At 69.2% G+C, this 10,004-nt stretch carries 14 protein-coding genes and 1 pseudogene; 13 read left to right on the top strand and 2 right to left on the bottom strand.

Annotated features, from left to right (window positions below):
- Nucleotides 1–275: 275 nt before the first annotated feature.
- From ACFWY6_RS40335 to ACFWY6_RS40275, 13 genes and pseudogenes are all read left to right on the top strand, one after another.
- Complete coding sequence (locus ACFWY6_RS40335) at nucleotides 276–2,318, top strand: cell division protein FtsK (protein ID WP_384701320.1); 2,043 nt, start codon at nucleotides 276–278, stop codon at nucleotides 2,316–2,318.
- Nucleotides 2,319–2,575: 257 nt separating this feature from the next.
- On the top strand, nucleotides 2,576–2,749 hold the full coding sequence (locus ACFWY6_RS40330; protein ID WP_384701317.1) for a hypothetical protein: 174 nt from the start codon (nucleotides 2,576–2,578) through the stop codon (nucleotides 2,747–2,749).
- 4 nt (nucleotides 2,750–2,753) lie between these two features.
- The gene (locus tag ACFWY6_RS40325; protein ID WP_384701315.1) at nucleotides 2,754–2,942 is read left to right on the top strand and encodes a hypothetical protein; all 189 of its coding nucleotides are present in this window, start codon (nucleotides 2,754–2,756) and stop codon (nucleotides 2,940–2,942) included.
- A gap of 13 nt (nucleotides 2,943–2,955) precedes the next feature.
- A complete protein-coding gene (locus ACFWY6_RS40320; protein ID WP_384701312.1) occupies nucleotides 2,956–3,156 on the top strand; it encodes a hypothetical protein in 201 nt (66 codons plus the stop codon).
- The gene (locus tag ACFWY6_RS40315) at nucleotides 3,153–3,437 is read left to right on the top strand and encodes a hypothetical protein (protein ID WP_384701309.1); all 285 of its coding nucleotides are present in this window, start codon (nucleotides 3,153–3,155) and stop codon (nucleotides 3,435–3,437) included. Before ACFWY6_RS40320 ends, ACFWY6_RS40315 begins: the two co-directional genes overlap by 4 nt.
- Complete coding sequence (locus tag ACFWY6_RS40310) at nucleotides 3,434–3,814, top strand: hypothetical protein (protein WP_384701306.1); 381 nt, start codon at nucleotides 3,434–3,436, stop codon at nucleotides 3,812–3,814. Before ACFWY6_RS40315 ends, ACFWY6_RS40310 begins: the two co-directional genes overlap by 4 nt.
- Before the next feature lie 23 nt (nucleotides 3,815–3,837).
- Nucleotides 3,838–4,122, top strand: coding sequence for a hypothetical protein (locus ACFWY6_RS40305; protein WP_384701303.1), 285 nt, complete (start codon nucleotides 3,838–3,840; stop codon nucleotides 4,120–4,122).
- A gap of 21 nt (nucleotides 4,123–4,143) precedes the next feature.
- Nucleotides 4,144–4,347 (top strand): hypothetical protein, encoded by a 204-nt coding sequence (locus ACFWY6_RS40300; RefSeq protein ID WP_384701300.1) that lies wholly within the window; start codon nucleotides 4,144–4,146, stop codon nucleotides 4,345–4,347.
- Complete coding sequence (locus tag ACFWY6_RS40295; protein ID WP_384701298.1) at nucleotides 4,344–4,739, top strand: hypothetical protein; 396 nt, start codon at nucleotides 4,344–4,346, stop codon at nucleotides 4,737–4,739. Before ACFWY6_RS40300 ends, ACFWY6_RS40295 begins: the two co-directional genes overlap by 4 nt.
- 86 nt (nucleotides 4,740–4,825) lie before the next feature.
- Nucleotides 4,826–5,740, top strand: a complete 915-nt coding sequence (locus tag ACFWY6_RS40290) for a DNA primase (protein ID WP_384701295.1) — start codon at nucleotides 4,826–4,828, stop codon at nucleotides 5,738–5,740.
- Between the two features lie 118 nt (nucleotides 5,741–5,858).
- The gene (locus ACFWY6_RS40285; protein ID WP_384701293.1) at nucleotides 5,859–7,406 is read left to right on the top strand and encodes a YfjI family protein; all 1,548 of its coding nucleotides are present in this window, start codon (nucleotides 5,859–5,861) and stop codon (nucleotides 7,404–7,406) included.
- A gap of 366 nt (nucleotides 7,407–7,772) precedes the next feature.
- Nucleotides 7,773–7,928, top strand: a pseudogene (locus ACFWY6_RS40280) (helix-turn-helix domain-containing protein); the annotation flags it as partial.
- A 110-nt stretch (nucleotides 7,929–8,038) separates the two neighbouring features.
- Nucleotides 8,039–9,265 carry a tyrosine-type recombinase/integrase gene (locus ACFWY6_RS40275; protein ID WP_384701290.1) on the top strand — a complete coding sequence of 409 codons (1,227 nt, stop codon included), beginning with the start codon at nucleotides 8,039–8,041 and terminating at the stop codon, nucleotides 9,263–9,265.
- Between the two features lie 139 nt (nucleotides 9,266–9,404).
- On the opposite strand, the gene ACFWY6_RS40270 is transcribed toward ACFWY6_RS40275, so the two are convergent.
- Nucleotides 9,405–9,626 carry a helix-turn-helix domain-containing protein gene (locus ACFWY6_RS40270; RefSeq protein ID WP_384701288.1) on the bottom strand — a complete coding sequence of 74 codons (222 nt, stop codon included), beginning with the start codon at nucleotides 9,624–9,626 and terminating at the stop codon, nucleotides 9,405–9,407.
- Nucleotides 9,626–10,004: DUF2975 domain-containing protein (locus tag ACFWY6_RS40265; RefSeq protein ID WP_384701285.1), on the bottom strand; the 379-nt coding region annotated here is incomplete at its 5' end. The genes ACFWY6_RS40265 and ACFWY6_RS40270, both read right to left, overlap by 1 nt.

Below are 10,004 nucleotides of genomic sequence, written 5' to 3'. Positions count from 1 at the left end.
CGGGGCCGGGCCCGAACACCCCAAAAACCCACCTGACGGCCAGGGATTCGCTCGGGGGGGTCGGGAGGGCTCGCCTCCCAAAGCGCCGTCCGGACCCCTTCCAACCCCACTCACCGAGAGGGAGCAAACCCACCGTGTCTGATGTCCATGTCACCGGCCAGAGCGAAGCGCCTGAGCGTCCCGACGCTGAGGTCTTCGACATCACCACCAAGCGCCCCGCCCCCGTCGCCTCCCCGGCCCCGGAACCGGCCGAGCCCCCGGCTCCTGCCGCGCCGATGGTCGAGGACGACGACGAAGACGAGTCGCCCCGGCCGCGGCCGGTCGACTCACCCGACCTGCCTGCTCCGGGCATCACCACCTACAAGCGCCGGCCGATCCTGCCCAGTTGGCTGACCTCCAAGCCGGGGTTCGTCTCCACCACACAGCGCGCGGCGGGCAACGCGTTCTACTCCGCTGCCTTCCACGGCATCCGCACCCCCTGGTACGCCCTGCAGCTGGGGCTGCATGCACCGCGGGGCACGGCCCATCTGGTGCGCGAGACCAACCGGTGGATCTGGGATGCCGAGGCCGCCCCCTTGCGGGCTTACGAGGTCTACAAGGAGAACACCGCCGGATACCTGATGCTGGCCCGCCAGCGCGACCACCGGGTGCGTCTGCGGCTGCTGGTCACGGCGGTCGGCCTGGTCTTCGGGTCTCTGTTCGCGCTGACCATGTACGTGATGGCGCCCGGCTGGCTCGCGGTGCTGGCGTCGGCTGCGGTGCTGGTCACCGGGTTCTGGGGTGCTCCCAAGGATCAGCCGGTGATCGGTCCGGCGGTGCTCAAGACGGAGATTCAGAAGCTCACCGGGTCGATCGTGCTGCGCGCCCTGGACAATCTCGGCAACCCGAAGCTGACGGCCGCCATCAAGAAGGGCGGCGACATGAACGGGATGCGCTTCACCTCCGAGATCACCCGCGATGGTCCCGGCTACCGCGCTGACCTGGACCTCCCGTGGGGTGTGACCCCAGAAGACATCATGGAGGCCCGCAGGCCGCTCGCCTCCGGGCTGCGGCGCAAGGTGGGCTGCGTGTGGCCCTCGGCCGACCCGAGTGAGCACGAGGGGCGGCTGGTCCTGTGGGTGGGCGACAAGCCCATGAACGAGACCACCAAGCCCGCCTGGCCGCTGCTCAAGTCCGGCAGCGTGGACCTGTTCAAGCCGGTTGTGTTCGGCAATGACCAGCGCATGGGCGACGTGTCGGTGACCCTGATGTTCGCCTCGGTGGTCGTCGGCTCCATCCCCCGTATGGGCAAGACGTTCCTGATGCGGCTGTTCCTGCTCATCGCGGCGTTGGACCCGCGTGCCGAGCTGCACGCGTTCGACTTCAAGGGCACCGGCGACTTCGGTGCCCTGGAGCCGGTCTGCCACCGCTACCGGGCCGGGGATGAGGACGAGGACATCCTCTACGTTCTGGAATCGCTGCGGGAGCTGCGGGCGGAGCTGCGCAGGCGGGCGAAGGTCATCAAGTCCCTGCCGCGCTCGCGCTGCCCGGAGTCGAAGGTCACCCCGGCTCTGGCGAACGACAAGTCGTTGGGGCTGCACCCGATCGTCGCCGGGTTCGACGAGTGCCAAGTGCCCTTCGAGCACGAGAAGTACGGGGCGGAGATCGAGGAGATCGCCACCGACCTGGGCAAACGCGGTCCCGCGCTGGGCATGGTGACCCTGTTCGGCACCCAGCGGCCCGACGCCAAGTCGCTGCCCACTGGGATCAGCGCGAACGCGGTGCTGCGGTTCTGCCTCAAGGTCATGGGCCAGCCCGCCAACGACATGGTGCTCGGCACCTCGATGTACAAGGCCGGATACCGGGCGACGATGTTCTCCCGATCCGACCGGGGCATCTGCTGGATGGCGGGCGAGGGCGATGACCCGCGCATCGTCGCCTCCGCGTTCGTCGATGCGCTCGGAGCCGAGAAGGTCGTCGCCCGCGCGAGGACGATGCGCGAGGAGTACGGCAACGTCACCGGCCACGCGATCGGCCAGCAACCCGAGAGCGGCGAGGCCGCCTTTGATCTGCTGGCCGACATCCTCAAGGTCGTCGCGGCCGACGAGGACAAGGTGTGGAACGAGAAGGTCGCCGCCCGCCTGGCCAGCCTGCGCCCGGAGGTCTACGGCGGCTGGAAGGGCGAGACGGTCACCTCCAACCTCAAGCCGCACGGCGTCGCCGTGCAGGACGTCTGGGGCAGCACCGACAAGGGCAAGGGCACCACCCGCCGGGGCATCGCCCGCGCCGACATCACCAAAGCCATCACTGTGCGTGACGGAAGGCCGTCCGGGAGCTGACTTTGAGGGCTGCTAGACCTAGCGGCCATCGCTGCTATGTCTAGCAGCCCCACTAGCACCCCAAACCGGCCCCCATCTGCGATCTCGCACCTAGCGCCCGACCTGCGCAAACGCCGGAAATCCCGCCTGGAAGGCCTGCCATGACCCTCATCCTCCTTGCTAGCGCCTGCCTACTCATCATCACCCTCTGTTACGCGAGTCTGTGTGCGGGGAGCCCGTTCGGCGACTGCCGCAAGTGCCGTGGCTTCGGCTACGCGATGAAGACCGACCGCAAGGGCCGCCCCAAGCGCGGCAAGAACTGCCGCCGCTGCAAAGGCATCGGCAAGCGCATACGCGTCGGCCGGCACCTGTTCAACGTGTGGCTGCGCCTCTACCGCGAGGGCAGCGACACCACCCCCAAGACCAAGCCCGACTTCGCCTCGAAGGGATAGCCCGATGGCCGTCACCGTCTCCCTGGTCCTGCTCTTCGGACTGGTCCTGTTCTTCCTCCTGCGCGGCAAGTCCCTTGGCTTCGGCTCCGCGTTCATCGCCGTGATGTTCGGGTTCTTCCTCGCCTCCACCGGCGCGGCCGGACCCGTCAACGAACTCACGGCCGCCGTCATCAACGCCATCCCCGACCTGTGAGAGGAGATCCGCCATGCCTCAGCACCCGACGCTGATGGCCGCGGGCGAGCTGCGAGAGGCGCTCACAGCGCACGCCCGCGGCGATGTCCCCACCGCCATCAGTGCGCTCATGAGCATCGACGCCGACTCATGGCAGGCCATCGAGCAGCGCCTCGCCGCCCTGGACGGCAGCCTGCCCCAACTCCTGGACGCCGTACGGCAGGAGACCCCGTGAACCCCGACGTGATCGCGCTCGCGGTCCTGACCGCCCCGGGCGCGGTGTTCGGCGCGGTGACCCTCACCGGCCACGCCCTCGCCCGCCGCCGTGACCTCGCGTGCGCCGCCGCCCTGGCGGCCACGCCGGCGGGCGGACCGAGGCCGCCCGGAGACCCGCTGCCCGCTCCCGAGCACGGCGAGATGGCCGGGCCCTTGGCCGCTGTCGTCGACCTTCACCAGCACCGCCGCACGCGTACCGCTCAACCCGCCGCGAACCTTCCCCAGGAGGAAGCCTCATGAGCCACACCAGCCCCGCAGACCTCGCGGACCGAGCCGCTGAAGCCGTCCGCAACCTCAACCACGCCACCCAGAAGTCCAACAGTGAGCTGACCTACCCCAGCGACGCGTACCAGATCGTCGCACCGCTCCACCGTCTCGTGTACCGCCTGCCGCAGAGCTTCGACCAGATCTCCGGCTTCCTCGCCGACCTCACCCAGACCGGCGCCGTCACCGCCGATCACGGCACAGCAGACGACCACATCGGCGAGGCCCGATCCGCCCTCGCCTCCTGCACCCTCATCGCCCAGACCCTCGCCGAACACCTCGAACGCGCACACAACGCGCTTGCCCCGCTCGGCTACGACACCAACGCCAGCAACCCCGATCACACGGCCTGACCGACCAGCGAAGGAGACCCGCCATGGCACGCCCCACCACTCCGCGCCGCGCGACCTGGTACCCGCTCATCGACAACCGGCCCACCGGTGGACGCAGGATGACCACCTACCAGGCCACCACCAGCATCCGCAGCTCCCGCAGGCAGCCTCCGACCACCGTGGACGCCGTCCACGTGTACGCCACCACCGACCGGGTCGGGACCGCGCTGCACGTTGCGTACATCCACTACACCCCCGGCTTCTGGTCCAACGTCGACGACGTCATCGACGTCTACGAGATCCCCACCGACACCCTCACCGACCTGTAACCGGGCCCGAGGAGCTGTGCCATGACCTGTCGCGACTGCACCGGACACCACCCGGTCCGCCTGGCCGCCTACCCCGCCGGGAACCCGCGCGCCTCGCTGGTCGCCGCCCACCGGGCCACCGAGGCGCGCGCGAGCGCTCCCGGCCCGGTCCACGTCCACTACGACGCCATCACCGACACCTTCGCCGTCATCCGCACCGACATCGCAGAGGAGTCCCACTCATGACGTACTCCACCCCGCTCGATCTCATCCTCGGCCCCGAGGCTGCCCGCGCGTTCATCCGCGACCGGGCGCGGGAGCTGACCCGCAACGATCTTCTGCCCGAACCTGTCGCCTACGCGCTCACGGTCCGGCGTGTGCTGCACGGCGACCCGCTGGTGCTGGCCGAGGCCGGACAGAGCTGGACGCTGCGCTCGGACACCGACCCCGACGACGCGCCCGCCTACCGGCTGAATGTCCTGGCCCGCCTGAGCTGCCCGCCGCGTGTTCTGGTCACCGACCCCGACGACACCACCGGCGAGACCGACGAACTCCTGGCCGAGGTCCTGGAGATGTACTACCTCGCCACATGGCGCCCCGAGCTCGCCACGGCGAGCGCACCCGACAACGACCTGTAGGTACGCCCGAGGCGGTCGCCCTCTCGCCAAAAGACCGCGACCGCCTCGGTTCTCCGTCCCTTCGACAGAAACAGGAGACCTCCAGCATGACCGATCCCTCCCCGCTTGGGCGAGAGCCTCTCAGGCCGCAGCCGACCGGGCCCCTGGCCACCGCGCTGGCGCTCGCGTCCAGAGGCGTGCCCGTGCTGCCGCTGCGCGTGGGCAAGGCCCCCTTCGGTAACTGCCCGGCCTGCGCCAAGAACGTGTGCGGCGGCCGACCGAACATGAAGCAGGCCGGTCCCTGCACCTGCCCGCGCCCCTGCCACGCATGGGCCGCCGCGACCACGGATCCATCCGCGCTCACCTCAACAGCCTGGGCAACCGCGTGGAGGCAGGCCACTGCCGTCGCCTACCATCCCGCCGGCATCCGCCTCACCGTCGTCGACCTCGACCACGCCGACGCCATCACCTGGGCCCACGCCCATCTGCCGCCAACCCGCACCGTGCCCACGACACGCGGTCAGCACTGGATCTATGTGGGCACGATGCCCTCCGCACACGGGGTACGGCCCGGCGTGGACATCAAGTCCCGCATGGCCTACGCCCGCTGGCTCGGCCCAGGCACCGGCCGCATGGCACCTCTGCCCGACGCCGTGCGCGCCCTGGCCGTACGAGAAGAGGCCACCCCGCCCCCGGGTGCGGTGGCCTCTTCTCCCCACCCCCAGGCCGCCTGGGAACGGTCCGTGGCCACAGGCTGCCGCCACACCGAACGCTACGTACGCACCGGCCTGGAACGCGGCCTCGCCCTGGTGGCCGAGCACACCCAATCCGGCGCCGGATCACAGGCCTTCCAAGTCGCCCGCTTCCTCGCCAAGCAGCACACCCAGTGCCCGGGCCCGTGCGACCTGGAGGCCATCGGCGAGGAGATCACGGCTGCCGCCGTCGCGGTCGGCGTTCCCGAGCCCTATGCGCGCCGTGCGGTCGCCAACGGCCTGGGCCTCGCCCCGCAGGGGGCGGCATGACCACACACCCCCACACCGCCCGACATGGCCCGCCGCCGACGGCCGTGGGCGCCCCGAAGGGCGTCGCCGAAGGCGTCCTTTCAGCACTTCGCCCTGACCCGCAGGAGGGGAGGACAACATGAGCGCACAGCCTGTGGACCCCGACCTGTGGGCCGGACTGGACACAGCCGACCAACCGCAGCCCACCGAGCCCGCATGGGAAGAACCCATCCCGCTCACCGGTCGGCGTGAGCTTCCCGCCTTCCCCGCCCACGTCTTCCCCGCCTGGTTGGGGCAGTTCGTGACGGCGGTCGCGCAGGAGACCCAGACGCCCATCGACCTGGCGGGCTCCATTGCCCTGTCGGTACTGGCCACCGCGTCCGGCGGCCGCGCGGTCGTCCATGTGCGGGGCAACTGGCGCGAGCCCACCAACCTGTTCGTGGTGTGCGCGCTCCCGCCGGCCAACCGCAAGTCCGCCGTCTTCTCCCTGCTGACCGACCCACTGTACGAGGCGGAGAAGCAGCTCAAGACCGCCATGGCCCCCGCCATCGTCGAAGCGGCCCTGACCGCGCGCCTGGCGAAAGAGGCGGCCGACAAGGCCGCGGCCAAGGCCGTCAACGCCGAGGGCAGCAAGCGAGAGGAACTGGTAGCCGAGGCCATCGGATTGACGCAGACCGCCGAAGCGGTATCCGTGCCCGTCGAACCGCTGCTCCTGGCCGACGATTCCACCTCCGAGACGGTCACCTCGCTCATCGCCGAGCAGGGCGGGCGCCTCGCCGTCATGTCGGCCGAGGGCGGCATCTTCGACATCATCGCCGGACGCTACTCCGGAGCCCCGAACATGGAGGTCTTTCTCAAGGGCCATGCCGGAGACCGGCTGCGGGTGAACCGGCAGTCCCGCCGCGAGTACATCGACCACCCCGCGCTCACCATCGGCCTGGCCGTGCAGCCCGACGTGCTGCGCGACATCGCCAAGGTCAAAGGATTCGACGGACGCGGCCTGTTGGCCCGCTTCCTGTACTCGCTGCCCACCTCCCTGGTGGGCGAGCGGGAGGTCATCACCGAGCCCATCCCGGCCGAGGCGGTTGCCACCTACGAGCGCAACATCATCGCGCTCACGCTGTCCCTGGCGGAGTGGACCGACCCGGCCGTCATTCAGCTCAGCCCCGAGGCGGACCAAGCCCTGATCACCTACCAGCAGCGGGTAGAGCCCCAGCTCGCTGCCCGGGGCGGGGCGTTGGGACACATCGCCAACTGGGCCGGAAAGGTCGCCGGGGCGGTCGCCCGGATGGCCGCGCTCCTGCACTTGGCCGAGCACCTGGGCACCGGCCACACCACGCCGGTCACCGAGACCACCATGCGCGACGCGATCACGCTGGGGGAGTACTTCACCGCCCACGCACTCGCCGTCTTCGACGTCATGGGCGCCGACCCCACCGTCGGGCGCGCCCGCGCCGTACTCGAAGCACTGCGGACGGGCGACTGGGAGGACGTCAGCCGCCGGGACCTGTTCACCAAGCTGTCCCGCAGCGAGTTCCCCAACGTCGCCGATCTCGAACCGGCAACCACGCTGCTCGAAGAGCACGGCTACCTCCGCAGCTACCAACCCCAGCGCACCGGAGCCCGCGGACGACCCCCCGCACCCCGCTACCGCCTCCACCCCACCCTGCGGCAGGCCGACACGTGACCACCCCCAGCCGCACAACCCCGTCCGCACAAACCGCAAAATCCGCAAAAACCCTCGGCATGCCCGCTGACCTGCGGCGGGGTCTTGCACTGCCCGCCGCGAGGCCCCGCCGCACAATCCCGCAATATTCCGCAAAAACCGGGACCAGGCTCACCGGCCTGCGCCGTCCGGGCTGCGCCCGGGATTTTTGCGGAATATCGCGGATTTTCGCGGGACGCCCCTGCCAACCCCCGCACAACGCATCGCCGCAGTTCAGCGGCCATCCGCTCTGTTTCTGCGGATTCTGCGGTTTGTGCGGCGGCACTCGCTCAGGAAGCGCCCTACGCGGCGACTGCGCGACTGATCACTCGCCACAGGAGAGACGTCATGAAGAAGTACCTGACGACTGCGGAAGTCGCCGAGCGCTACCGGACGTCACCCGCGACCGTCCGCTACTGGCGCTACGCCGGAACCGGCCCACAGTGTTTCATCAGGCGCGGCCGACGCGTTCTCTACGACGCCGCAGCGCTCGACAAGTACGACACTGAAGAGATCGGAGCCGATGCGCAGCACGCCCCGCGACGGCAACGAACCCCACCCCAAAGCACGCCACTTCAAGGCCGACGCGGCTTGCTCTGCGGGGAGGGGAACTGATGGCTGACGTGTACGACCGCTGGCACCTGTCCCGGCCGCCGGCCGACGCCGAACCGTGCGAAGCGCACAGCACCAAGACTGCGACCGTGTACCCGAGCACAGAGCACGGAGTCGGGAAGCGCTGGCAGGTGCGCTACCGGGATCTGTCCGGCAAGCAGTGCAAGGAGAACTTCGAGAAGAGGACGGCCGCGGATTCCCGGGCCGCCAAGGTGAAGACTGACCTCGACAGCGGCACGTTCGTGAACCGGGAGCTTGGCAAGCAGAAGTTCAAGGCTGTTGCTGAGCGCTGGCGGGAGACGGCTGTACACCGTGAGCGGACCGAGACGAACGTCGAACGGGCCCTACGGCTGCACATCTACCCGACGTTCGGCAACCGGCAGATCGGCAGCATCCAACGGGCAGACGGCCAGAAGTGGATCAAAGATCGGTCCGCGGTCATCGCCCCGTCGAGCTTTGCCACGCCCTGGAATGTCTGCACGAGCATCCTGAAGATGGCTCACCAGGAAGGCATCATCCCGAAGTACCCCTGGGAAGGCCTGAAGCCTCCCGAGATCTTCTATCCGGAGATTCACCCGCTCCACCCGGATGCCGCCAAGGCGCTGATCGTCACGGCGTCGCCGCGCTACCGGGCACTGGTGAAGCAGGCCGCCGCCACGGGACTTCGACAAGGGGAGCTGTTCGGCCTGGAGGACGGGGAGCCGGCTGACACCGTCACGGTGAAACAGCAGCTAATCGGCCCTGACAAGGGAGTGCCGTACCTCGGAGAACCGAAGACCAAGCAGAGCTACAGATCGGTTCCCCAAGGGCGTTCCGTGGTCGACGAGATCGCGCGGCACCGGGAGCGATTCCCACCGCAGGTCGTGAGCATCGAGGACCGGACGAACCCGCGTAAGCCTGTGTGGCGTCACGCCCGTCTCCTCTACACCAACGAGCAAGGGGGCGCCATCAGGCGCAGTAGCTGGACAAGGGTCTGGGCGCGCAACATCAAGCGGGCGAACGCCTACTTGGAGAAGTCCGGCAGCAAGGTGCGCGTCCCGGAGGACACGACGCTTCACGACCTGCGGCACTTCTACGCGTCGGTGCTCATCAAGAACGGGGCGACACCGAAGAAGGTTCAGAAACGACTCGGTCACGCCAAGCCGTCGATCACGCTCAACGTCTACACCCATCTCTGGGAGGCGGACGTCGACGAGACCGCCGACATGATGGAGGCGGCTCTCAACTGAGTGCCCTCAAAGTGCCCTCGGGGGCAGGGAACGAGCCGACTTCCCAGGTCAGGAGGTCGGCTCGTACACCCTGTGCGGGGGTGCTGCCCCTTCGGGCATTCTCTGCGGGGACTGCCAAGCTCCCGTCGGCAGGCACGGCTCAATCGCCCACGATTTCCTCGGCCTCCCAGCGAAGCAGGTCGCCCGGCTGGCACTCGAGCACCTCGCAGAGCGCGGCGAGCGTCGCGAAGCGCACCGCCTTGGCGCGGCCGTTCTTGAGTACCGCCAGGTTGGCGGGCGTGATCCCCACGCGGTCCGCGAGTTCGCCCACGGACATCTTCCGCCTGGCCAGCATCACGTCGATGTCGACGGCGATCGGCATCAGATCACCTCGTCCAACTCGGCCTGCATCCGCGCCGCTTCGACGTCGCGGGCGACTGCCTGGGCGAGCAGCATCCGCAGCACGAGCACGATGAGCGCGACTCCCAGGATGGCCAGGCCGATCCCGCCCATGATGAGGGTGACGCCCGGGTCGTCCCGCTGGCCGGGCGCATTCAGGGCCGTGACCGCGAACCACACGAGAGCAGCCGCGACGATCGCGCCGATGATGACGTCCACGTACCGGAAGGCGGCGTGGGAGAACACGGTTCCGCGTCGCACCATCGTCACCAGTCGCCATACACAGACCAGAGCGACCTGGGCCGTCCCGATGCCCAGGATCGTGATCACGCGCAGCGGGGTCAGCGGGAGCGACCCGTCC

The organism is Streptomyces sp. NPDC059037 (assembly GCF_042740015.1).
GTDB lineage: Bacteria > Actinomycetota > Actinomycetes > Streptomycetales > Streptomycetaceae > Streptomyces.
This window is presented reverse-complemented; position numbering and strand designations above follow the sequence as displayed.

Coding starts and splice junctions, on each gene's coding strand:
- ACFWY6_RS40335 (WP_384701320.1), top strand. CDS start 276: ATGGTCGAGGACGACGACGAAGACGAGTCGCCCCGGCCGCGGCCGGTC.
- ACFWY6_RS40330 (WP_384701317.1), top strand. CDS start 2,576: ATGAAGACCGACCGCAAGGGCCGCCCCAAGCGCGGCAAGAACTGCCGC.
- ACFWY6_RS40325 (WP_384701315.1), top strand. CDS start 2,754: ATGGCCGTCACCGTCTCCCTGGTCCTGCTCTTCGGACTGGTCCTGTTC.
- ACFWY6_RS40320 (WP_384701312.1), top strand. CDS start 2,956: ATGCCTCAGCACCCGACGCTGATGGCCGCGGGCGAGCTGCGAGAGGCG.
- ACFWY6_RS40310 (WP_384701306.1), top strand. CDS start 3,434: ATGAGCCACACCAGCCCCGCAGACCTCGCGGACCGAGCCGCTGAAGCC.
- ACFWY6_RS40305 (WP_384701303.1), top strand. CDS start 3,838: ATGGCACGCCCCACCACTCCGCGCCGCGCGACCTGGTACCCGCTCATC.
- ACFWY6_RS40300 (WP_384701300.1), top strand. CDS start 4,144: ATGACCTGTCGCGACTGCACCGGACACCACCCGGTCCGCCTGGCCGCC.
- ACFWY6_RS40295 (WP_384701298.1), top strand. CDS start 4,344: ATGACGTACTCCACCCCGCTCGATCTCATCCTCGGCCCCGAGGCTGCC.
- ACFWY6_RS40290 (WP_384701295.1), top strand. CDS start 4,826: ATGACCGATCCCTCCCCGCTTGGGCGAGAGCCTCTCAGGCCGCAGCCG.
- ACFWY6_RS40285 (WP_384701293.1), top strand. CDS start 5,859: ATGAGCGCACAGCCTGTGGACCCCGACCTGTGGGCCGGACTGGACACA.
- ACFWY6_RS40275 (WP_384701290.1), top strand. CDS start 8,039: ATGGCTGACGTGTACGACCGCTGGCACCTGTCCCGGCCGCCGGCCGAC.
- ACFWY6_RS40270 (WP_384701288.1), bottom strand. CDS start 9,626: ATGCCGATCGCCGTCGACATCGACGTGATGCTGGCCAGGCGGAAGATG.